Below are 23,257 nucleotides of genomic sequence, written 5' to 3'. Positions count from 1 at the left end.
TGGGAATACAATCCCAAACATGAAAAAGCCCAACCCCCTGCATCAAGCGCTGTTTCGCATTCTGCGCCCTCTGGCGAGGTTGCTGTTGCGCAATGGTATTCCTTTCGGTGAGTTTTCCGAGCTGGTTAAACGTGCCTACGTGGAAGCCGCCCTGGAGGACTTCACCGACGACCGGAGAAAGCCCACGGACTCACGGGCTGCGGTCATGACCGGGCTGACCCGAAAGGAAGTCAAACGCCAGCGGGAGATCCTGGCAGGGGAAGATACTGGAAGCCGTGATGTGCTTCATACCAACCGGGCGTCCCGGGTGGTATCGGGCTGGGTCCACGATGCGGTGTTTCAGGCCAAGGACGGAGAGCCTGCAATGCTGGCTTTCGACGGGCCTGCAAGCTTCAGCGAGCTGGTCAAACGCTACAGCGGCGACATGCCGCCCCGTTCCGTGCTGGATGAACTGCTTCGGGTGGGGGTGGTTTCCGTGGAGGGGGAATCTGGCCGCCTGGTCCTGCAGCAAAGGGCCTTTGTCCCGGCAGGAGACAGCGAGGAAATGCTGCAGATTTTCGGTGAAGACGTATCGGATCTCATCGCAACCATTGATCACAATCTGGTCAGTGACGAGTCCGGGCAGCCACCTCTGTTCCAGAGAACCCTGACCTACAACAATATCCCTCCGGAAGTGATGGAGCGCTGGCGCAGGCATGCAGCCGAACGTTCCCAGTCTCTTCTGGAAGAACTGGACAAGTGGCTTGGTCCCCATGATCGGGATATATCCGGTCAAGAGCCTGAAAGTGTATCCGGTGAGCCCGTCCGAACCGGCGTGAGCATCTTCTTTTTTGAAGAGCCTGCCGGGAAAGGCGGCCGGGGTGGGGAATAAAAAAGTTTCCGCAGGCGCTTTAAACAAGCGATATGACAGATGCCGGCCAGGAACGCCGGTTACGGAGATAAAGGTTATGAAACGGCACTTCTGCAATCGTGTTATTGGGCTGGCAGCCGGCACAGTGGTCTTCGGGGCGATCTCCGCCTGCGGTGGCGCTGGCGGAGGCCTTGATGTTGCCGATGGTGGTATCCGGGGCACCGGGTCCAGCGTTGGTCCGGTTTCCGGATTCGGAAGTGTTTTTGTTAATGGCGTTGAATTCAGCACCGATGACATTCCGAATCGGGAAGTGGAAAGCAATGACGGCATCACTGCTGAAGGCCTTCTGAGTGAAGGAATGATTCTCAGGGTTGAAGGCGAGTGGTTTGATGATGGCGAAGGCACGGCCGAGAAGCTCAGTTACGACGATACATTGCGGGGTCCGGTAGACCTAGTGACCGCCGATCCAAGTGGTGCCGGTGAATTCGTGACCCTTTCAGTGATGGGGCAATCCGTGCGGGTTGATCGCCAGACGGTGGTTCGCGGCACAACTTACGCCACACTGCTTGGCGAACCCTCTATCACAGATCATGTCCGTGTCAGCGCCTGGCGTCAGGCCGATGGCTCCTATCGGGCCGGCTACATCGCGGTCATCAATCCGGATCTGACTAGTATCGAGTTGGAAGGCACATTGTCAGCGGTGGATATATCCCAGAATCAATTCACGATTGGCACGATCACCGTTGAATATGATGAGAACAGCGTCAGTTTCGGATCAGACCTGACCGAGGCGAACCTGATCAACGGCGCTGTCCTGGAGGTAGAGGGAACCCTGTCAGGAAGCGTGTTGACTGCCGCTACCATTGACCGGGACGACGCCCGACGCTTCAGTCGCAGCAGTGCTGACGATATCGAGTTCACCGCGATAATTGATGCGCCCTATACCGCTTCCGGTATCAGCTCACGCCCGGGAGAGTTTACGATGGGAGGTCTGACCGTTCGGGTGACAGATGCAACCGAACTGGATGACAGCATTACTCTCGACGAGCTTACCGAAGGGCTCCTGATACAGGTGGAAGGGCAGTTCGTCTCGGATACGGTTGTTGAAGCGGAGGAAATTGAGATCCGGGACGGCAATGCGAAAGTGAAGGGAGTAGTTTCTTCCTCTGCTGACAACTCTTTCCTAGTCGGCGGTGTTGAAGTTCGGATTTCGTCGACGACTGCCTTCACTGTCGAAGACGGCTCTGGTATCTCATTCCAGACCCTCCCCATTGGTTCGACCACAGTGGAGGTCGAGGGCATTGAGAAAGAGCAGGGTGCAGATGTATTTATCGAAGCTTTGAAGGTGGAGGTTGATGACGAAATTGCAGATTTCGATGATCGAGATCTTTACGAGCTTGAAGGAAAGCTTACGAGCATCACTCCGAGCACCATCACGGTTCTCGGTGTATCGATCGATGCCGGACCAGCGGTTTACGACAGTAATACTCAAAGTGAAATTATTGATCGTTTTGATGATGGCGAGCTTTTGATTCTCGAAGTTGAATATTCGAGGAACGGGAACAACTTCATCGCCGACGAAATCGATCTGGAAGAAAGCGATGACGATTAACTACAAAACCCGTACATAAATGCGGCCCACTCCGGCCCGGGTTTTGCTATACATACGGACACGCCAGGCAGGGACGCTGTTGCCGACTGTGCAGGATGCATGAAGCACACATGCTAGCGGAGTCCGTATGTCACTCAGTTTTATCCGGCGGCTGATCTCTAGCCGCCTTCTCCGACCGGTTTTTGTTGTTCTGGTCGTTGCCGGTCTGGTTCAGGTCCTGGTCAGCCAGTGGCTGATTTCCAGCCAGGTAGAGCGCCTGGTAGACACCGCAGGGTCCGCCCTTGAGGCCAGCAGCCAGCAGGTCAGTGCCTCCTTCGGTGATACCCGTGAGGATGTCCGATCCCGCCTGGAGACCATGCGGCAGAAGACCACCGAGGAACTCTCCGCCGAACTCACCCGCCAGCAGACGGCGCAGCAGGAACGCGTTGCCGGCAACGTTCGCACCGCTGTAATGGCGGAAGCCCAGGGTCTGGCTGACGTCCTCGCCGCTGTTGCGGCCCCGCTGATCTGGGATCGGGATGTCCCGCGCCTCACCGATCTTGTCGAACTGGCCGACGCACGTGAATCGGTTCTGTTTGCCGTGTATTACGACCAGTACGGTGAACGCCTGACCCGTTATGTGGACCGCACCGATGACCGGGTGCGCACCTTAATGGAGCAGGGGGAAGGTCGCGGTGCGGCAAATCGGGTCCTGGATGCGGCAAGTCGCGACCCCAACGTGGTCATCATTACTGCCGATATCGCTCCCCAGGGTTCCGCCATTGGTCAGCTGAAGCTGGGACTGTCGCTCGAAGGCATCAATCAGGACCTGGCGGCTCTGGAGCAGGAATTCAGCACTACCATCACCGGCAGCATCGACGCGCTGCATGACACCCTCGAATCAGAAACCGAGCAGGTTAACCAGCGCCTTCAGCAGCAGTTGGCGAGTATGGACGCTGACACTCGCTCCAGAATCCAGAACACTGTGGAGGCGTTGAATACCGAAGCCTCGAGCCTCTCCGCCAATTTGAGCATGTTGGCAATCGGTTCCGTGGTGGTTCTGATCCTGCTGGTGGCCCTGGTGCTCGGTGGAGGCTTGCTGCCCAGAGTTTTCCGTTTGAGCTCGGCGATCTGGGGTATCGCCGATGGCGAGGCCGATCTCACCCGCCGGGTTTCCATGAAAGGCAAGGATGAGCTCACGGAAATGGCGCAAGGCGTGAACCGCTTTATTGGACGAATCCAGGAGCTGGTCTCCGACGTGAAAGAGTCCGCTGAATCGGCAGCCGGCCAGGCCCAGGCTCAGGGCGACATAAGCCGTAGTGCCGTGGCCGCGGTGAATCGTCAGGAGCAGGACGTCGCCGAGGTGTCCGGCACCATGGAAGCCATGTCCCGCAGCATCTCTGAGGTGGCTGAGAACATACAGGACATCGCCGGATCGGTGAGTAATGTCAGTTCCGAGAGCGAGGCCACCGCCGGTATTTCCCGGGATGTGCGAAACCGGCTGGATCAGGTGGTCCGTAACGTTGAGCAGGCAGTAGATGCGGTTAATCAGCTGGACCACCAGAGCAAGGAAATCGGTTCGGTGCTGTCGGTGATCGGTGCCATCGCAGAGCAAACCAACCTGCTGGCTCTCAACGCCGCTATTGAGGCGGCCCGCGCAGGAGAATCCGGCCGGGGCTTCGCCGTGGTGGCCGATGAGGTCCGCACCCTGGCAAGCCGGACCCAGGAGTCCACCACGGAGATCCAGTCCATCATTGAGCGTTTGCAGAAGGGCAGCCAACAGGCGGTCAGCGCTATCGGTGAAGTGTCAGGCCAGGTTGCAGAGTCGTCGTCGGAATTCCGTCGGGCTGACGAGCATTTCGACCGGATCAACCAGCTGCTCAGCAGCCTTCAGGATCGGGCCATGGCTATTTCATCCGTGGCGGAAGAGCAGGGCCGGCATGCCAGTGAGGTCAGCGTGAGCGTGAGCGATATTGCAGGCTCCTCCCGAGAGACGGTGGAAGCCATTGAGCGCTCCGACGAGGCCAGCGGCCAGATTGCCCGGACACTGACCTCGTTGAAGGATAAAGCCTCACAGTTCCAGGTTTAGGAACCTGTCGATAACAGGCGCTCCCGGGCGTTTCTGTACTCCTCGGTCAGACGGCTCACCAGTTCCGAGACGGACAGCACGTCGTGGATCTGGCTGACCCCCTGGCCGGCGGACCACACGGTTTTCCAGGCCTTTGCTTCATCATCAATAGGCTTCAGTTTTTCGCCGTAGTTGATCTCGCCGGCCTGGTTCAGTTCGTCCATGGGGAAGCCGGCCGCTTCCAGGCTCTGGCGCATAAAACTGGCGGGCACACCGGATACCGCCGGCGTATGAATAATGTCGCCAGACACTGCCTCAATGATCATGTTCCGGTAGGCCTCATCGGCCTGGGACTCGAACGTGTTTATAAAACGGGTACCCAGGTAGGCCAGGTCCGCACCGAGGGCCTGGGCCGCCAGCAGATCCTCACCATGGGATAGCCCCCCGGCCAGCAAAATCGTGCCGTCAAAGACTTCCCGGATTTCATGCACCAGAACGAACGGGTTGATCGTGCCCGCATGGCCACCGGCACCCGCTGCCACGGCAATAATGCCGTCCACACCGGCTTCGGCCGCCTTGCGGGCATGCTTCTGGTTGGTCACGTCATGGAACACCACCCCGCCGTAGCTGTGCACCGCCTCCACCACCTGGCTGGCGGCGCCCAGGGAGGTGATGATAATGGGCACCTTGTGTTTAACACACAGTTCCAGGTCTGCCTGCCAGCGCGGATTGGTCCGGTGCACGATCAGGTTCACGGCGTAGGGCGCCGTTTTTGCTTCCGGATTGGCGCTTCGGTAAGCGGCCAGCTCTTCGTTCATCTGGATGAGCCACTCCTCAAAGCCCTCGCTGGTGCGTTGGTTCAAAGCCGGGAAACTGCCAACGATGCCCTGCTTGCAGCAGGCGAGCGCCAGTTCGGGCCCAGAGATCAGAAACATGGGTGCGGCCACCAGGGGCAGTGAGAGAGAGTCTGTCAGGGAAGCGGGCAATGGCATGAGGATTCCTTAATTTTTGTTGGAACTTTTGTAGAATATAAAGGATCTTAGCGTGCCACGCTCGATCTGAAAACGGTCGCGAGCTAATTAATTCCGGAAACCATAAACACAATAAGGAGTCCCTCCATGGGTGAAGCAAAACGTCGCAAGGAAACCGGTGCGCCGCCGCCCCAAAAAGGAAAATCAAACAAGCTTTTGTATGCGGGTATCGGACTGCTTGCGCTTGCGGCAGTGCTTCTTGGCGTATTTTTCCTGACCGCTCCACCAAAACCAACGTCTGACGGGCTGCCTGTGGCCGCTCCGAATGCCGAGGACTTCCCCGCCCAGTTGGACCAGTTCGGTGTCTCCGTGGGTCCCGACGACGCACCGGTCGTGGTGCGTGAGTTTGCCGACTATCAATGCCCCGCCTGCGGCAACTTTGCCTCTGCCAGCAAGCAGTTGAAGGAAGAGTATGTGGCTGAGGGCAAGGTTCGCTTTGTCTACTTTGATCTGCCATTACAGCAGCATCAGAACGCCATGCCAGCCGCCCAGGCAGCACGCTGTGCCGGGGATCAGGACGCCTACTGGGCCATGCACGAACGCCTGTACGATTCCCAGACCGAGTGGAGCGGCTCGAACGATCCGGTTGCCACCTTTACCCGCTACGCCGGTGCTCTGGGCCTTGAAGAGCGGCGCTTCCGCCGGTGCATGACCACCGAGTTGCACCGGGAAGCTGTCGAGCAGAGCCGCCAAGTGGCCATGCAGCTTCGGGTAACCAGTACGCCGACGGTTCTGGTGGATAACATCCGCCTGACCCGTCCCGGCTGGGGCCAACTTTCCGCCGTCGTTGAGCGCGAACTGGCCAACGGGGCGGAGTGACCTGTTGAACCCCGGGTAACCCCGCACTTGATCGTGAGCCTGAGTTGGTTAAAATTTGCGCCCTCTCAGGCTCCCGCCTCAGATGAACCTCTAAACCATGCTCCGGATTTACGGTCCGGCCCGCAGGAGAACATGATGAGCAACAATGTTGTTGTCTGCGCACTGTACAAGTTCGCAGTCCTGAACGATTACAAATCCCTCCGCCAGCCGCTGCTGGATCTGATGCTTGATAAAGACGTGCATGGCACTTTGCTGCTGGCGCGCGAAGGCATCAACGGTACCATTGCCGGCAGCCGCGAAGGCATTGATGCCGTGAAAGCCTGGATCGCCAGCGACGAGCGGTTCGACGGCATTGATTACAAAGAGTCCTTTGTGGACATCCAGCCGTTCAAACGCACCAAAGTGAAGCTCAAGAAAGAGATCGTCACCATGGGTGTGGACGGTATTGATCCGAAGCGGATTGTCGGCACGTATGTGGATCCGAAAGAATGGAACAAACTGATTTCCGATCCGGATGTGGTGCTGGTGGATACCCGCAACCAGTACGAAGTGGAAATCGGCACCTTTGAAAATGCCGTCAATCCGGCCACGGATACCTTCCGGGAGTTCCCGGAATACGTGAAACAGAACCTGGATCCTTCGAAGCACAAGAAGGTGGCGATGTTCTGTACCGGTGGAATCCGCTGCGAGAAATCCACCGCGTATCTGAAGGAGCAGGGTTTCGAGGAGGTCTATCACCTCAAGGGTGGCATCCTGAAATACCTGGAAGAGGTACCGGAAGAGCAGAGCCTGTGGCACGGAGAGTGCTTTGTTTTTGATGACCGGGTAACGGTTAACCACCGGCTGGAGCGTGGCGATTACGACCAGTGCCATGCCTGCCGCAGGCCGATTACCGAAGAAGACAAGCAGCGCCCCGAATATGAACAGGGTGTGAGCTGCCATCAGTGCATCGAATCGCTGACCGAAGAGCAGAAAGCCCGGTTTGCCGAGCGTGAACGCCAGATGCGTCTGGCAGAGGAGCGGGGCGAAGCCCACGTTGGTGGTGAAGCCGCGCGCATCATTGCCGAGCGCAAGGCCCGGAAAAAGGCTGAAAGAGAACGTCAGGCCCGGAAAAGCCTCGATGGCGAGAGGGCGAGGAGCACCGAGGGCGCCTGACCAACCCCCAAAGGAGACTTCATGGATTTACGACAGGCTGTAGCCATTACCGCAGTTGCAATCGCGCCCTTTGCCAGTGCGCAGGAGGCAGACAACTGGAAGGGCGAAACCGAGCTGGGTGTGTTGATCACCTCGGGCACTACCGAAGAGACCAACATCAAGGGTCGCCTGGGGTTGGTCCATGAAGTCGAAACCTGGCGTAACACCGGCGAATTCCGCACCAACTATTCCGAGACTGAAGACGAAACCACTGCCGAGAAATATCAGGCCGCCCTGGAGACCGACTACAAGTTCGCCGAGAACCGGTACTGGTTTCTCCGTGGCTCCTATGAAGACGATCGCTTCTCCGGCTACGACTTCGAATCAACCGTAACCACGGGTTACGGCAACCGGGTCTGGAACTCCGGAGATCGCTCGTTTCTGGACCTCTCAGTAGGCGCCGGTTACCGCTACAACAAGCTGGATATGGTGAATGCGGAAGGCGAGGATACCGAGGAAGAGGCCATCGCCCGCCTTGCTGGCCAGTTTGATTACGCCCTTTCGGAAAATTCCCTGTTCCGTCAGAAGCTCAGTACCGAAGTTGGCCTGGACGAAAACAACACGGTGACCGAATCGGAAACATCGCTGCAGGCGAACGTGGTGGGGAATCTCTCCATGAAGGCTGCTTTCCGGGTCAAGCACGTGTCTGACGCTCCGGCCGGCTCCGAAAACACCGACACCGAAACGTCACTCTCGCTGCTCTACGGTTTCTAACTGCGTGAATTCGGGGTCAGATGAAAATTTCATCTGACCCCAACTTTATCTTCAGACGTTGTTACGCAGCCCCAGCTCATCTGGGTAGGGCGTCAAATACTGCTGGGCATGCAGGTAATCCACCGGCTCCCTTCTTTGGGCCATACGCAGCAGCGTCATGGGAACCACCAGCGGTACCTCGCCACGATGGTAGGCCTCCATCTGCTCCATCAACACCTTGCGGTCTTCATCGCCCATGGAATCCCTGAGGTAGCCCATCAGATGCTGCATGGCGTTCATGTGTGAACCCCGGCTTACCTTCTTGCTCATGGCCTCCATGAACTGGTGGATATAGCGTTCGGCAATGTCTTCCAACGGCTCGGACTTCAGGTCTCCAAGCATCGGACCAAGCTGGCGGTAGATCTTTTCGGAGTGAGCCAGAAGCTGGAATTTGTGGCGGGTATGGAATTCAATCAGCGCCCTGGCCGAGAGCTTGTCTCCGGCCACGTTCTGCATCCAGTCGTCGTAGGCGAAAACTCTTTCAACGAAATTCTCCCGGATCATGTTGTCGTTCAGTCGGCCTTCCTCTTCCACCGGCATCAGAGGGTAGGCCTTCAGCAGCGCCTCGGCAAACATGCCCCGGCCATCCCGGCGGGTTACATTGCCATCCTCGTTATGTACCTTGATCCGCTCCATGCCACAGCTCGGGGACTTGGCCATCAGGATGTAACCACGAAGGTCTGCCAGGGTCGGCATCACCTGTTCGATAAAGCCCTGCATGGCGTCGGTATGGTCCGCCGCGCCCTTGGTCTCGATCAGGCGCAGGCCATCACTGTATTCGCGCAGGTGGATCGCCGGGCGCGGAACGCCCAGGCCCGCTTCCAGCTCCGGGCAGATGGAGCGGAAATCAAAGTGTTTCGAGAGCACCTGGGTGCAGTAGCGGGAATGTTTATGGCCGCCATCATGGCGAACTTCCTTGCCCAGCAGGCAGGTGCTGATTCCGACGGGGATGCCGCTCACGTTAGTCTCCGATAATTAACCAGGTCTGATAGCTAAAACTGTCTTTGTAATACGTGAATTCAGTCTAGCCCGATCAGGCCGCTGCGGAAAACTGTAACCCCACCTATTCAGGATGGATTATCGAGCCTTTTCGTTTCTTCGCGGCCATGGCGAGTGTGGTGGCGTAGATGGTGCGGACGTCTTGGGCGAACTGCTCCACTGAGTAGTCCCTGGCAAATTCCAGGGCCTGTTCGGAGAGTTTTTCACGCAGATCGTCGTCTTCCAGTAGCTTTTTGACTTGCGCCCGCCACTGGTCCTGTTTTTCCGGCGTCTTGAAGCCGTTGAACCCGTGTCGGACAACGTCTTCAATGCCACTGGAGCGAACCGCTACGACCGGCAAACCGGCAGCCATCGCCTCCAGAATTACCATGCCCTGGGTTTCGGAGATGGAGGCGAACAGGAAGGCATCCCCCAGTCGGTACCAGGTGGCCATTTCGTCCGGCGGCACGGCACCAACAAGGGTGAAGTGTTGTTGAAGTCCCAGGTCTTCGATCTTCTTCTGCAAGCGGTCCTTTTGGTGGCCATCGCCGATCATCAGGAACCGGAAGGGCACATGGGTTTCCCGCCGCAGGGCATCAATGGCCTCAATCATGAAGTCGATGTTTTTCTCGTTCGAGAGCCGGGAAACACTGACAAACACTTTCTCATTCCTGAGCTTCAGCTTCTCCCGGAGTTGCTCGACGTCCTTTTCCTGAACCTCCTGGAACTTGTGATATTCAATGCCGGTAGGCTGCACGAAGGTCGGTGTTTTAACCCCGATCATCCGCAGATATTCCTCCGTGGAGTAGGTAGGCACGATCACACCGTCGCACTTGTTGGCAAAGCGTTTGATCAGCGCGTGCGAAATCAGGTTCCGGAACAGCATGCCGGGTAGCGGCACGAAGTGGGCGTAATGCTCCAGGCGGGTATGGTAGGTGTATATGGCCGGGATATTCAGGGTGCGAGCCACGAACAGGCCCAGCGACCCCAGCCAGAACGGATGGTGCAGATGGATGATATCCGGCTTGAACGCCCGAACCCGTTTGCGAATCCGCCCGAGGAAAATATTGGCCAGCCGGAATTCCCGCTTCTCGCCCATGGCCAGTAGCGAGGGCACTCGCAAAACGTGGGATTCGGTTTCCGGCTGCCCCTTGTAGCGGGGCGCCACGACCAGCAGTTTATCGCCAAGCGCTTCCAGGCCCCGGCGCAGGCGTTCAATGGAAATGGGTACCCCGCCGATGAAGGGCAGGTAGTTGTTGGTAAACATGGCCACCCGCATCGGTTTGTCCAGCCAGGGCGAGGGGTCCAGGTCGTAGTCCGGGTAATAATCCTTGCCGATGAAAATGGCGCCGTACAGCTTGATCGCAATGGCCGCAAACACGGCGACGATCAGAATAAAGTTGAGGTAACCGGTGTAGAACAGGGAGTAGATAAAGAACCAGAGACTTTCCAGCCGCTTCAGAACCGGGTGCTGGCCCACTTCCAGTCGCTGCAGACGGTGTGTTACCTCGCCATCTGAGTCTACATTCACCTGCACGTAGTGATAGAAACTGGTGTCGTTGTTCATAACCAGGCCACCGGCGCCACCCGTGGTAACGAAGGTGGTGTCTTCTACCGTCTTTTCCGAATAGAGCGAGAGGTTGGCTGAAAATACCCGGTCAACGTCATGCTCCTCGATGGCCTGTAGAAGGGCGTCCCGGAACTCGGGCGGCGCCAGGTAATCATCCTTCTGGTCGAACGGGGCATTCTCGTCCGGATGAAGGGGAGGGTGCCCGATGAACAAGATCCTCGCCTTCGACGTGTCCTGGGCCAGCAAATCCTTCAGCCAGCGGATCTGCCAGCGCCAGGGAGTTTTACCGGTGCTGTCCAGAAAAATCAGCCGGCTATTGCCCGCTTCGATACTGAAGAAGTGCGGGCCGAAGTGATCGTAGAAACGGAAACTGCCAAAGTCCTCGTACTCGTGGGCACCGAAGGTCAGCAGATAGGGGATCTCCAGGTGGCTCAGAGTGCCGTAGAGTGCCCGGTACTTGTCTTCGCCGCCACCACTGACAGCGTTCCCCGCCGAAACCAGAAAATCCAGCCCGGATCGATTCAGCTCCGGGATGATGCGGTCCTCGAAGATGCCCACCGAATTATTGATATTGCCCACCACCGCGAAACTGAAGGGCTCGCCGGGTTCAAGTGCCTGATAAATCCGTTCTACCTGCTCGGTATGAACCCCCTCGAAATCCTCCGTGAACAGATTCAGGTAGGTTTTGTAGCCAACCAGCAGAAACACCACCAGAAGACAGAGGTAAAACAGCAGCTTGAGTGGGTTTCGGAAGATCATCCGGCTCTCCTGCGATTGGCAACAAGTTCCTTCTGTAGCACCACCAGCCCGATAATCATGCCCAGATAGATGGTCAGCAGACGCCAGCAGACGATGACCAGAATCAGGTGGTTTCCCGAGAGGATATCCCGGAAGAAGCTCCCGAAAACACCCTCCGAGATGCCTGAGGCGCCCGGCGTGGGCGAGAAGTACATCACGAAGGTGGTCACAACCAGCAGGCCCACGGACATCACATAATCAACACTGTAGTCCAGGCTGTGCATCAGCAGCGCCGGGAAGCTGAACAGGCTAAGCAGAAACACGGCGGTGAACAGGATGGACAGCCAGACGAACACCGGAGCACCACGCAGGTAATCACCAAAGCTCCGTGACAGCCGCAGCATTTCCCGGCGTGCCTTGAACTGCCAGCGCCGATGGCGGGGTTCACTGATCAGATGGAGCCGACGCGCGGCCCTCAGCAGCCGGGCCAGGGGGCCGATCAGCCAGCGGGTCCGGAGCAGCAGAACCAGGAAAAAGCCGAGGTACAACACAATCAGAACTGCCAGAGCGGTGCCGATATCGCCAGTGATGGAATTGCCGTCCAGGGGTTTGAGCGTGAGCAGGAATACCGGCGTCAGCGAAAATATGAACAGCACCGCCAGGATCGTCCGGATCGTGGTCGCAGCCGTCGCACGCCCAATCGGAACGCCATGGTGGCTCAGAAACCAGATCTGGGCGAAACCGCCCCCGGTGGCCATCGGCGTGATGTTGGAAAAGAACAGATTGATAAACACCAGCCGCACCATGGCCGGCAGGGGAAGCCGGTGCCCCAGGGCTCTCAGGGTAAAATAGAGCCGAAGGCCATCCGAGATGAAATAAACCAGCAGAAGGCCAGCCACCGATAACAGGGTTCCCGGAGCGATCAGCCTGGTATCGAAGGTAAGGGTGCGTTCGGCGAACAGATGGTAAACGGCATACAGCCCGGCAGCGGTGAGCGCCACAAACAACAGACTGAAAACCGCCAGCCTTTTTCCCGAGGCACGCTTCGAATGGTTGATGTCCGTGGAGTCAGTCATGGGCTGCCCGTCAGAGTGAGACGGGCAGTTTACAGCGTAGGGTGTGGTGGGTGTCCAGTGTCGCTGGCGGCGAACCCCATGGATTCCAGGGTCGAGGTTAAGAAGTCAGAGCCTGGTGAATGAGAGACTTCTGGTGCTCCGCAAACTCCCGAATCAACGCCTGCGCCTTAACCGAATCCCGCGCCAGCACCGCCTGCGGCAGATTGGCAAAAAACTCACTGGTCTGCGTCAAACCTCGACGATACCGATCGGCACTCAGATAATAGGCCCGACTGACCGCCGGCTTGAAATTCGACAGTGCCTCCGTGAGATACGGATTCCCCACCACCTCACAACAGGCATCCATCACATCAAAACTCGCCTCAACCACCCCGGAGATGTCGGCAGATCCGTCGTTTATCTTGTCAACAACCTTGCTCACCGCCCCAAGCACCAGAGGCTTGTCGCGTTCCTGCCAGCGCTCGCACAAACGCACCGCCATCATCATCAGCAAGTGCATATAAACATCGTAGAGCTCCGAAGCATGGGCCGCATCCAGCCGGGTTGCCGAAGCGCCCTTACGGGGCGTGATCTCCACCAGATGCCAGCGCTCCAGGGTGTACAGGGCTTCCTTCACCGATGCCCGGCTCACCTTCAGTTTACCGGCGAGCGTGGCCTCCTGAATCCGCTCACCCGGACGAATCTGCCCGGTCATGATCCGTTCTGCAAGGTAATTGGCAATCTGCTCGGCCAGTGTGTTCGGCACCTGAAAATCCATAAAGGCTCTCTGGACAGGTCGTAAAAACCGGTCGGCTGCTGCAGTAAGCCGACCGGCGGAAGAGTATATGCGCATGAGTTTATCACAGCCTCGGAGTGCGATAGCGACAACGCCTTGATTCGGCGGGGCTTCCTGACAATTGTCAAAAAACCTCGCCAGAAATGTTGACGACTGATGTACTGTAGGACAATAATGCAGAAAACAACAGGTGATCAGAGTTTCACCAACAAGCATTTGATGGAGAGAACCCAATGAGCACAACGCAGTTATCGGTCAATCGCGAGGCCACCCGCCGAAGGATATTGCTGACCCTCAAGAAGTACAGCTACCTGATCGCCATGGTGCCCCTGTTGCTGCCGCCTCTGCTGCTGGCCGCCGGCCAGGCCACTGATCTGGTGAACCTGTTTTCCTGGGGCGTCCCCGTGGTCGTGTTCGGGATCATCCCGGTACTGGACATGCTGCTCGGCAAGGATTCCCTGAACCCGGATGAAGAAACCGACGTGCCGCGGATGGTCGGCGAACGGTTCTATAAAGCCATTACCCTGGGCTGGGTGGCAGGCTTTGCAGCCTTACTGGTCTGGAGCATGCTGGAACTGGCGTCCGGCACCTTCAGCCTGGTGGGCAGTATTGGCTGGATCGTCTCCATCGGCATCGTCGGAGGCCTCGGCATCAACGTCGCCCACGAACTCATCCACAAAGACGAAAAACTCGAAACTCGGGCCGGCGGCTTCCTGCTGTCACTGGTCTGCTACGCCGGTTTCAAAGTCGAACACCTGCGCGGCCACCACGTACACGTCTCCACCCCGGAAGATGCCTCCTCGTCACGCTACAACCAGTCCCTGTATAACTTCTTGCCCCAGGCCTACATGCGCAACTTCCTGAATGCCTGGAAACTGGAAGCCGAACGCCTGCAACGCAAAGGCCACAAAGCCCTCAGCTGGCGCAACGAACTGATCTGGTGGTACAGCATCAGCGCCCTGGCACTGGCTGGTTTCACCATCGCCTTCGGCTGGCTCGGCGCCGTCTTCTTCCTGGGCCAGAGCTTTATCGCCTTCACCCTCCTGGAAATCGTCAACTACCTCGAACACTACGGCCTGCACCGGAGAAAACTCGAAAACGGCCGCTACGAACGCACCGGCCCCGAACACAGCTGGAACAGCAACTACTTCCTCACCAACGTCTTCCTGTTCCACCTCCAACGCCACAGCGACCACCACGCCTGGGCCAAACGCAGATACCAGATCCTCCGCCACCACGACGTGGCTCCCCAACTACCGGCCGGCTACTCCGCAATGATCGTCCTGGCAATGTTCCCCCCACTCTGGCGGCGGGTAATGAACCCAAGGGTAGAGGCTTATTACGAAGGAGAAGAACACCAGTTGGCCTGAAAGCGGGCCACTCCAAAGGTTCGGTCGGCAGGGGTGTGAGGGGGTTCTTTCTGCAGGGAAACGACTGTCTGAGCGAAGCGAGTTCGGATTCCCGGAAGAAAGAACCCCCTCATGGCCCTGCCAGCCACCGATCTTCAGAGCGTCTCTGAAGAAACGCCGGCCTAAAAAACCGGCCCTCAAGACCCCGGCGGTTCGTCTCTGGCCCCGGGGTCTTTTTTCACGCCCTTGAAATCCCCCTGAAACGCACACAGGTATAACCTTTGAATCCTGCGAAAAAAAGGGAAAACCAACATGCCCAAGCATTTCGAACAGGCCCCTGGCCTATACGAAGAAACCGTTCCCGAAACCGAAGGTTACGTCTTCAACCAGACCATGATGCGCATCAAGGAACCCGAGCGCTCCATGGACTTCTACACCCGAGTGATGGGCATGCGCCTCGTTCGCAAACTGGACTTCCCCGAAATGAAGTTCACCCTGTATTTCCTTGGCTACCTGGATGATCGCCAGGCCGGCCTCGTGCCGCAGGACGATGCCCACCGCACCACCTACACCTTCGGCCGCGAAGCCATGCTTGAGCTCACCCACAACTGGGGCACCGAAGACGACAACGACTTCGGCTACCACAATGGCAACGACGAACCTCAGGGCTTCGGCCACATCGGCGTAGCGGTGCCAGACGTTTACGCCGCCTGCGACCGCTTTGAAAAGCTCGGTGTGGAGTTTGTGAAAAAGCCGGACGACGGCAAGATGAAAGGCCTGGCCTTTATCAAAGACCCGGACGGCTACTGGATTGAAATCCTGCAGCCGGACATGCTTGAGAAACAGCGCAAGGAAGACTGATCTTCCTTACTCCGCACCGGCCTCCTGGCCGGCTGCGGGTTTACGGCCGTAGCGGGAGGCCACCACCACCGCTGCGGTCAGAATCAGTGCCCCCGCAATACCAATCGGCCCCAGAATCTCCTCCAGAAACACCCAGGCCAGCAGCGCCACAAACAGCGGTTCCAGAGTCACGATGATGCTGGAGAGCGTGGCCGGTGTCGTTTTCATGCCAGAGAAAAAACACACATAGCCAATACAGGTTGGCACCACCCCCACATACACCACCATCAGCCAGTGCCCGATACTGAGAGTTTCCAGCCCCTCGAAACCGCCAGACAGGGCAGCCACCGGCAACAGAATCAGCGCCGCCGTGAAGAAGCAGATAAACGCCGTCGTAAACACCGGGGTGCCAGCAGAGCTGTAACGGCTGGTGAGCGTAAAACCGGTGTACACACAGGCGGCCAGTAACGCCACCAGAATGCCCGCTAGCCGAAGTGTACCGGTGGTGTCCATATCGCTGAGAACCAGCATGCCCGTGCCCGCGATGGCGGCAAACAGCGACAGAACCGTCAAAAGGCTGGGCTTCTCTCCCAGAAGAGGCGCAGCAAGAATTGCCACCAGTACTGGCGGAAGGCAGAGCGCGATCAGGGTGGCGATGCCGGCACCGGTGAGGTCCACGGCCAGAAGGTAGCTGCCCTGGTAGAACGCCTGGAACAGGCCAAGGGCTGCCAGCGGAATCAGGGTCTTGCGGGTGAGGCTCCGTAGCGAACTGCCGGGCACTCTGGCGCCCGGGTTGGCGCGCTCAAGGCGTATCTGCTCCCGCCGCATCAGTAGCCAGAAAAACGGCAAGGCCACCGCCAGTCGCAGGAAGCCCAACGTAATGGCCTGCAGTTCGGTACCGGTAAACAGAAATTTCGCAACAATGCCCGTGGTCGCCCATAGCAGGGCAGCCAGGGCGATCAACAGGGCGCCTTGGATCATTCAATAATCAACACAATAAGCTCTTTGGGACCGTGAACACCGTAGGCAAGGGTTTGCTCGATGTCGGCGGTTTTGGAAGGGCCAGAGATTAGCAGGGCATTGGTCGGCATGCCAGCAGCCCAGTTCTGGGCCTTCATGGCTTCGTGGAAGGTGGTATAGAGCTCCGCGGCCCGGAGCACGGCAATGTGCACCGGCGGCACCAGGCTCATTAGCCGTGGCTCGTCCTCGTTTGGCCACAGGATCAGCGAGCCGGTTTCGGCAATACCGCCGCGGGTGGACGTAATGCTGGCGTCCACCTCGTTGAACAAATGCGACTGCCAGCTTTCGATAGGCTCGTCGTAGATCAACAGTTCCGGCAGATCGTTACGACCGGCAGTGCGAAGTGACTGTCCGATTTCGTGTTGTTTTGGAATCAGCAGATTCCTGGCCCCGCGGGTGTTCAGCACCTCCGCCAGGCGTTCCATCCACATGTCTTCGGTGCAGTGGTGCACCTCGCCGTGGACCGACTCGATCATCTTCTCGAACCGCTCGATACGCTCCTTTGTCGACCAGTCATCCCGTACCAGAACTGAAAAGTCGCACTCCGGCACCGTCAGTTCACCGCCGGTTCGGTTGCGCAGACGCTGAAGAATCGTTTCCCGGGAACTCATTGGCCACGCTCCTTCATTCGCTGGTGCAGGGTTTTGGCCGCCAGTTTGGGGGGCGTGCGGTAATCGGTCCAGGCGCCCGCTTTCGAGGGCTGCAATGCCCTGAATTTGCTGGCGGCACCGGTGCCGAAGCGATAAATGCCGGGGCTGGCGTGCATCCAGGCCCAGCCTTTCCAGATCATCGCTTCCATTGAGCTTCGCTTGGCCCCGTGGCCACGGACCTTGGCCGGGTGGAGCTTGTCGCCATCCACCGATTCCTGGCGCAGTCGCACCAACAGATCGGGAATGGGGATTTTCACCGGGCAGACCTCGCCACAGGCGCCACACAGACTGGAGGCGCTGGGCAGGTGCCGGCCTTCGTCCAGGCCAATCAGGTGCGGCATCAGGATCTTGCCGATCGGGCCCGGATAGGTGGTGCCATAGGCATGGCCGCCTACCCGTGTGTACACCGGGCAGTGGTTCATGCAGGCGCCGCAACGGATGCAGCGCAGGGTGTCCAGCAGCTCGTCGTCCTGGTAGATCGACGAGCGGCCGTTATCCACCAGCACCAGATGCACTTCTTCGGGCCCGTCCAGCTCCTCGGCCTTGCGCGGGCCGGAAATCATGTTGAAGTAGGTGGTGATGTGCTGGCCGGTAGCAGACCGGGTCAGCAGGGCGAGCAGGGCAGAGACGTCCTCCATGCTCGGCACCACCTTTTCTATGCCGGTAACGGCAATATGGCACTTGGGCACCGTGGTGGTCATCCGGCCATTGCCTTCGTTTTCCACCAGGCATAGGGTGCCGGTCTCCGCCACCGCAAAGTTAACCCCCGAAACGCCCACATCGGCATTCATGAACTTTTCCCGCAATTGCAGGCGGGCACTGGCGGTGAGGTATTCCACATCGTTGGACAGATCCGTGCCGGTTTTCTCGTGCAGCAACTGGGAGATCTCTCCAGTGTTCTTGTGAATCGCCGGCATGATAATGTGTGATGGCGTTTCATCCGCCAACTGCACAATGTACTCGCCCAGGTCCGATTCCAGGGCTTCGATCCCCTGTTCCTCCAGGTAATGGTTCAGCTCCATTTCCTCGGAGACCATGGACTTGCCCTTGATCACCGTCTTGGCATCCCGGGCCTTGCAGATGTCCCGCACAATCCGGCAGGCCTCATCGCCATCCACCGCCCAGTGCACCCTGATGCCGTTTTCGATCAGCTTTTTCTCAAGCTGCTCCAGCAAATCTGGCAGGTTGGCCAGGGCGCGGAGGCGAACGTTGGCACCCAGATCCCGGAGGGTTTCCAGATCCCAGCCCTCGAACGCCGTCTTGCGCTTGGACATCAGCCCGTCCATGGCGCTGCGGAAATTCTTGCGGATCTTGGGGTCGTGAATGGCCGCCTGAGCCCGCGGATGGAACTCTTTCACGTCGATGTGATGGCCAGTGTGCTCGGCTGTCTCACTCATGACTGCTGCCCCCTTTGCCCTGGGTGCGCGACCACAGGAAACTGAGAATGTGCTGGCCTTCAACAGGCTTCTGGTTTTTCTCGGCGTAGCCGGCGATGTTCATCAGGCAGCCGCAATCGGTGGTGACAAACTGCCTGGTGCCGGTATCCACCAGTGCATCCACCTTCTCGCTCACCATGGCGCTGGAAATCTCCGGGTGGCGAACCGCAAAGGTGCCGCCAAACCCGCAGCATTCCTCCGGCCGGATCTGCTCTACCAGGTTCACGTTTTTGAGTTGTCCCAGCAGTTTGGGTCCAACCTCGGCCACGCCCATTTCCCGGCGGGCGGAGCAGGAGGTGTGCATGGCCACGGTGGTGGGTTCGCCCAAATCTTCAAGTTTGATGTGGCAAACATTGAGCAGAAAATCCGTCAGCTCCCAGACCCGGCCCGCAACCTCAGCGGCTTTCACCTCATCCGTGGTGTCCTTGAAAAGGTCAGGGTAGTGCTTGCGCATCATCCCGCCACAGGAGCCGGATGGCACCACAATGGGCCAGTCGCCGGGGAACAGGTCGAGCTGGGCCCTGGCTACTGATCGGGCCTCGTCGTGATAACCGGAAGTGTAGGCTGGCTGGCCACAGCAGGTCTGGTTCTGGGGAAACAGCACCTCAATGCCTTCACGCTCCAGAAGTTCCACGCCGGCAATGCCCGCATCGGGGTAGAACATGTCCACCAGGCAGGTGCCGTAGAAATAGACTTTCGCGGGTTTTGCAGGATAAACCTTGATCGGATCAACCATGTGCGGATGCTCAACGGTTTTTGAATTGTTATCCAGCAATAATAGGGTGGCGAGCGCGGTGTTGCCAGACGACTTTATGGGTAGCCGGAAAGAGGGAGGAAAGGGATTCAGAAAGAGGAAGGGCAGCGGCAGCGCGCCACTGCCCGGGGTATTACTTCACGGTGAGGCGAGCGGCATTTTTCTCGATGGTACGTTCGCCAATGCCCTTCACATTTGCCAGGTCTGCGGTAACTGCAAAAGGACCATTCGCTTCGCGATAGGCAACGATGGCTTCGGCCTTGCTCTGGCCAATGCCGTTCAGGCTGGCGAGGGTAGCCACATCGGCCGTGTTGATATTGATAGCGGCGTCCTGGGCGTAGGCAAAACCGGTAACCAGGCTGAACAGCAGAACGAGTGTTGCGAAAAGCGGTGTGCGTTTCATAGATACGAGCTCCTGAAGCTGTGTTGCGTTTTTTGGTTTTGTGCCAGGGCGCAAAGCAGCAGAAGCGAAATGTAAAGAAGAGAGCAGAAATGTCTGTGGGTACGGGGAGTGCACGGACGGGACCACATTCCTTGTGATCCCCGATTCCGTGGCTGACCCCTGCCTGTTCCCTCAGGCGTGCGACTCATCCTGAGCGCGTCTTTCCTGTGATCATCCCTGTAAGCCCTGATCCTTCGGGCAACTCCCGAGCCGCGGAGGGCTCTTCCCTGGAGTTCTCATCCTTGAGCCAACGTTCCTTGCTGGCTTGTCATCCCTGACACTAACCATTCTACTTTGGATCGAATTCCTACCTATCGGAGAATCGCTCCATGGTTTGTGCGATATATCTTACGGATCTGTAAGCGTTTCGGCGGGTTCAATTATGAACCTGAGTTCAGTATTTCCGGGGCCTGAGAGGCAATTTATTGCTCACTGCGGTGGGCAGCAGCCGCCTCGCGGATTCGCTCCATGGTGATTTCCCGCACGGCCTTCTGGCTGGCACGGATATGACGGGTGAGACGATCCGCCGCCTCGCTTGCCTGCCCGTTGCGCAGTGCCTCCAGAATCGCGGCATGCTCCACGTAAGTGGCATCAATACGCTCGTCCCGGCTGAAGTCCAGGCGCCGCACAATCCTCAGCCTGTCGGTGATCTCACGATGAATTCGTGTCATCTCCCGGTTTCCGGCAGCGGCCACCAGATCGCAGTGAAAGCTCTCGTCCAGCATTCTGACGGTGCTGCCCACCGCGCGCTCGGATGGATGGTCCGGGTTCCAGAGGGCTACCAGGGTTCGCAGTGCTGCAGGCTCTTCAGGCAGGTTGCAGATTTTGTGCACGGCCGCCCGTTCGAGAGTGATGCGCAGGTCATAGAGTTCCTCCACCTGCTGGAAATCGAATGGCTTTACCTGCCAGCCACTGCGGAACAGCACCTCCACATGGCCCTCCCGCTGCAAGCGGTACAGTGCTTCCCGCACCGGTGTCCGGCTTGCGTTCAGGCGGGTTCCGACATCCCCCTCGCTGAATCGGTCGCCGGGGATCAGGCGGAACTCGAAGATGTCCTCTTTCAGGGCCTCATAAACCCTGTCGGCTACGGACTCTTTTCGTCTAGGGTTTGCCATTGGCACCGTTTCCCCTCGTGGAGCGCCAGATTGCCCCGGCTTGGTCAGGCTCTGGAGGCGATATAGGCGCGCCAGCCACCGAACTCTGTTACATCCTCTGCGCCCTCGAAGCCGTAGCCCTCACAAACAAAACCGTTTACCCACCGGCCATCAGCCAGCTCGACGTTGCCTATGCCCAGAGGCGCAGGAATCAGGTCCACAAAGGAGCCAAAGGCCGAGGCGGGCATTTCCCAGACTTCCACAATGATTTCCCTGCCTTCGCCAGGGGCCGCCCGTTTCAGCCCGGGCTTCGGCGGTGTGGTGTTTGGTAGGGCGAACAGCCGGTAGTTGGCAGACGTTGTGGTTTGCTCAAGCAGAACCGCGTAGCGCTCACTGAGCTGGGTGTTCAGGGGCATGCCACTGAGGTGGGCACCAACAACGGCCACCTTGATGGTGGGTGTCGAAATGGCGGCCCCGGGGGCTTCTTCGGGGCGGTCGTTGCCTGTAGCGCCCAAAGGGGTCGGGTGGGCATTCAGCCACTGGCACGCCAGGCGTTGCAGCTCCGTGTCTTTCCAGGCACCAGTTATCAGGGTAACGCCAAAGGGCAGGCCGTCGTCCCGGAAACCGGCAGGAATCGCGAGCGCACTCATGTCGGCCAGGTTCACGAAATTGGTGTAGGTGCCGAGTTGGCTGTTGAGTGCAACCGGGTCCGCATTTACCGCTTCGATGGTGGGAGCCGTCGGAGCCGTGGGCACCAGCAGGGCATCCACATCGGCTAACAGTTCATCGATCTGGCGCTGCAGCTCTTCCTTGCGGTACTGGGCCTTGAAGGTATCCGTGGCGCTGAAATTCCCGGCCTTGCTGATAATGCCTTTGACCACCGGGTTCATGTCATCGCCGTGGCTGGCCATGAACGATTCCACCGCCGCGTGGCGTTCAGCCACCCAGGGGCCTTCGTAGAGCAGTGCAGCCAGTTCCAGCATGGGGCTGAAATCCAGCGGCACCAGTTCCACATTCTGTTGTCGCCACTGGCTGACGGCGGTATTCCAGGCCGCTTCTGCCTTCTGATCACCAAACCATTGCGGGTGGTCGGGAATCGCCAGTCGTTGGATGGGGCCGGGCCGCCGAAGGGCTGGCCCATCCAGAGGCAGCGCATAGGGAGGCTTGCGGGAAAATGCATCGGCGGCATCGAAGCCCGCCATGGTATCCGAGACCAGGCCGGCGTCATTCACGGTCAGCGCAAAAATGGACACGCAATCCAGTGAACGACAGGCCGGTACCACGCCGCGAATGCTGAAGAGCCCTTTGGTCGGTTTCAGCCCCACCAGATTATTCAGCCCGGCAGGCACCCGGCCGGAACCGGCGGTGTCGGTACCCAGGGCAAAAGGCACCAGACCTCTTGCAACCACAGAAGCCGAACCGGAGCTGGAGCCGCCGCTCACCACGTCCGGTTTGAAGCTGTTGGGCACGGCGCCATAGGGAGAGCGGGTGCCCACCAGGCCGGTTGCGAACTGGTCCAGGTTGGTTTTGCCGATGACGATGGCGCCGGCGGCCTTGAGTCTGGCCACGGTGGTGGCGTCTTCTTCCGGGGTATAGGCAAAGGCCGGGCAGGCTGCCGTTGTCTCAAATCCTGCCGCATCAATATTGTCTTTCGCGGCGAAGGGAATGCCGTAGAGCGGCAGCTTGTCGATCTCTTCGCCGGCGTCCTGGAGTTTCTGTTTCAACCCGGCAAGTGCCTCATCCAGGCCTTTTTGATCCAGAAGCGAAATCCAGGCAACGTCTGTTTTGTCCAGGCGGGTCAGTAACTCACCTAGCAATGATTCGGGCGTAGCGCCCTCTTTATAAGCAGTCTGCCAATCTCTGATGGTCCATCCGAGCATTGAAGGCATTGGTCATCCTCATGTGCGTAATCAACTTGTATACATGTGGAATGGCAATGCTTGTGCCATTTGCCAATTTTTCTTGATAGTGAGCAGAAAACATAAGGTTATGAGTATTTTTGAGGCACAAGACGGTTCAGGTCTGCCCATATCAGGTGCGGCCGCACCAAAAACGCTCAAGAATGCTGCACTCCGGAGGCGTATTCAGGAGCGCGGATGCCTCTGGTTTGCCTTGTATACTAGATAAGCATCTGTTTTTAATGGAGATATAAGGGTTATGGAACAGCAGATGCAAAGGCCCTGCTGCGTTTGAAGACGAACTGCATACCCAACTAAGAAAAGGACGCCT

20 protein-coding genes are annotated in these 23,257 nt (G+C 58.3%); 8 read left to right on the top strand and 12 right to left on the bottom strand.

The window, feature by feature from the left end; translation table 11 throughout:
* The first annotated feature begins 19 nt into the window (after nt 1-19).
* The 3 genes from KYE_RS15625 (at nt 20) to KYE_RS15615 (ending at nt 4,530) form a co-directional block, all read left to right on the top strand.
* On the top strand, nt 20-871 hold the full coding sequence (locus tag KYE_RS15625) for a DUF6502 family protein (protein ID WP_008175272.1): 852 nt from the start codon (nt 20-22) through the stop codon (nt 869-871).
* A gap of 76 nt (nt 872-947) precedes the next feature.
* Nucleotides 948-2,462: a DUF5666 domain-containing protein gene (locus KYE_RS15620; protein WP_008175271.1), complete on the top strand. Its 1,515-nt coding sequence runs from the start codon at nt 948-950 to the stop codon at nt 2,460-2,462.
* Between the two features lie 127 nt (nt 2,463-2,589).
* On the top strand, nt 2,590-4,530 hold the full coding sequence (locus KYE_RS15615) for a methyl-accepting chemotaxis protein (protein ID WP_008175270.1): 1,941 nt from the start codon (nt 2,590-2,592) through the stop codon (nt 4,528-4,530).
* Here the strand turns inward: KYE_RS15615 and KYE_RS15610 are convergent.
* The gene (locus KYE_RS15610; protein ID WP_008175269.1) at nt 4,527-5,501 is read right to left on the bottom strand and encodes an NAD(P)H-dependent flavin oxidoreductase; all 975 of its coding nucleotides are present in this window, start codon (nt 5,499-5,501) and stop codon (nt 4,527-4,529) included. The genes KYE_RS15615 and KYE_RS15610 overlap by 4 nt on opposite strands.
* Nucleotides 5,502-5,627: 126 nt before the next feature.
* On the opposite strand from KYE_RS15610, the gene KYE_RS15605 reads away from it, so the two are divergent.
* The 3 genes from KYE_RS15605 (at nt 5,628) to KYE_RS15595 (ending at nt 8,267) form a co-directional block, all read left to right on the top strand.
* Entirely contained in the window at nt 5,628-6,359 is a 732-nt protein-coding gene (locus tag KYE_RS15605) for a DsbA family protein (RefSeq protein WP_008175268.1), read from the top strand.
* Nucleotides 6,360-6,494: 135 nt separating this feature from the next.
* Nucleotides 6,495-7,514 (top strand): rhodanese-related sulfurtransferase, encoded by a 1,020-nt coding sequence (locus KYE_RS15600; RefSeq protein ID WP_008175267.1) that lies wholly within the window; start codon nt 6,495-6,497, stop codon nt 7,512-7,514.
* A 21-nt stretch (nt 7,515-7,535) separates the two neighbouring features.
* On the top strand, nt 7,536-8,267 hold the full coding sequence (locus KYE_RS15595; protein WP_008175266.1) for a YdiY family protein: 732 nt from the start codon (nt 7,536-7,538) through the stop codon (nt 8,265-8,267).
* A 51-nt stretch (nt 8,268-8,318) separates the two neighbouring features.
* On the opposite strand, the gene KYE_RS15590 is transcribed toward KYE_RS15595, so the two are convergent.
* The 4 genes from KYE_RS15590 to KYE_RS15575 all read right to left on the bottom strand — a co-directional run bounded on the left by KYE_RS15590 (nt 8,319) and on the right by KYE_RS15575 (nt 13,425).
* Entirely contained in the window at nt 8,319-9,266 is a 948-nt protein-coding gene (locus KYE_RS15590; RefSeq protein ID WP_008175265.1) for a YbgA family protein, read from the bottom strand.
* Between the two features lie 103 nt (nt 9,267-9,369).
* On the bottom strand, nt 9,370-11,613 hold the full coding sequence (locus tag KYE_RS15585) for a glycosyltransferase (protein WP_008175264.1): 2,244 nt from the start codon (nt 11,611-11,613) through the stop codon (nt 9,370-9,372).
* Nucleotides 11,610-12,668 (bottom strand): lysylphosphatidylglycerol synthase transmembrane domain-containing protein, encoded by a 1,059-nt coding sequence (locus tag KYE_RS15580; RefSeq protein ID WP_008175262.1) that lies wholly within the window; start codon nt 12,666-12,668, stop codon nt 11,610-11,612. Before KYE_RS15580 ends, KYE_RS15585 begins: the two co-directional genes overlap by 4 nt.
* A 97-nt stretch (nt 12,669-12,765) precedes the next feature.
* A complete protein-coding gene (locus tag KYE_RS15575; protein WP_008175260.1) occupies nt 12,766-13,425 on the bottom strand; it encodes a GntR family transcriptional regulator in 660 nt (219 codons plus the stop codon).
* A 251-nt stretch (nt 13,426-13,676) separates the two neighbouring features.
* On the opposite strand from KYE_RS15575, the gene KYE_RS15570 reads away from it, so the two are divergent.
* On the top strand, nt 13,677-14,813 hold the full coding sequence (locus tag KYE_RS15570; RefSeq protein WP_008175258.1) for an alkane 1-monooxygenase: 1,137 nt from the start codon (nt 13,677-13,679) through the stop codon (nt 14,811-14,813).
* A 291-nt stretch (nt 14,814-15,104) separates the two neighbouring features.
* Nucleotides 15,105-15,653, top strand: a complete 549-nt coding sequence (gloA, locus tag KYE_RS15565; protein WP_008175256.1) for a lactoylglutathione lyase — start codon at nt 15,105-15,107, stop codon at nt 15,651-15,653.
* 6 nt (nt 15,654-15,659) lie between these two features.
* On the opposite strand, the gene KYE_RS15560 is transcribed toward gloA, so the two are convergent.
* The 7 genes from KYE_RS15560 to atzF form a co-directional block, all read right to left on the bottom strand.
* Nucleotides 15,660-16,613: a DMT family transporter gene (locus KYE_RS15560; protein ID WP_008175254.1), complete on the bottom strand. Its 954-nt coding sequence runs from the start codon at nt 16,611-16,613 to the stop codon at nt 15,660-15,662.
* Nucleotides 16,610-17,263 carry a LutC/YkgG family protein gene (locus KYE_RS15555; RefSeq protein WP_008175252.1) on the bottom strand — a complete coding sequence of 218 codons (654 nt, stop codon included), beginning with the start codon at nt 17,261-17,263 and terminating at the stop codon, nt 16,610-16,612. The genes KYE_RS15560 and KYE_RS15555 overlap by 4 nt, the downstream gene beginning before the upstream one ends.
* A complete protein-coding gene (locus KYE_RS15550) occupies nt 17,260-18,699 on the bottom strand; it encodes a LutB/LldF family L-lactate oxidation iron-sulfur protein (RefSeq protein ID WP_008175234.1) in 1,440 nt (479 codons plus the stop codon). Before KYE_RS15550 ends, KYE_RS15555 begins: the two co-directional genes overlap by 4 nt.
* Nucleotides 18,692-19,474, bottom strand: coding sequence for a (Fe-S)-binding protein (locus tag KYE_RS15545; protein WP_008175233.1), 783 nt, complete (start codon nt 19,472-19,474; stop codon nt 18,692-18,694). Before KYE_RS15545 ends, KYE_RS15550 begins: the two co-directional genes overlap by 8 nt.
* Before the next feature lie 151 nt (nt 19,475-19,625).
* A complete protein-coding gene (locus KYE_RS15540) occupies nt 19,626-19,895 on the bottom strand; it encodes a ComEA family DNA-binding protein (protein WP_008175232.1) in 270 nt (89 codons plus the stop codon).
* A 461-nt stretch (nt 19,896-20,356) separates the two neighbouring features.
* A complete protein-coding gene (locus tag KYE_RS15535; RefSeq protein ID WP_008175230.1) occupies nt 20,357-21,049 on the bottom strand; it encodes a GntR family transcriptional regulator in 693 nt (230 codons plus the stop codon).
* Nucleotides 21,050-21,093: 44 nt separating this feature from the next.
* Nucleotides 21,094-22,908, bottom strand: coding sequence for an allophanate hydrolase (gene atzF, locus KYE_RS15530; RefSeq protein ID WP_008175228.1), 1,815 nt, complete (start codon nt 22,906-22,908; stop codon nt 21,094-21,096).
* Nucleotides 22,909-23,257: the final 349 nt, after the last annotated feature.

The sequence above is a fragment of the Marinobacter manganoxydans MnI7-9 genome (assembly GCF_000235625.1).
In the GTDB taxonomy this organism is placed as follows: Bacteria; Pseudomonadota; Gammaproteobacteria; order Pseudomonadales; family Oleiphilaceae; genus Marinobacter; species Marinobacter manganoxydans.
Note: the sequence above shows the minus strand (reverse complement) of the source record. Positions and strands in the feature narration are given on the sequence as shown.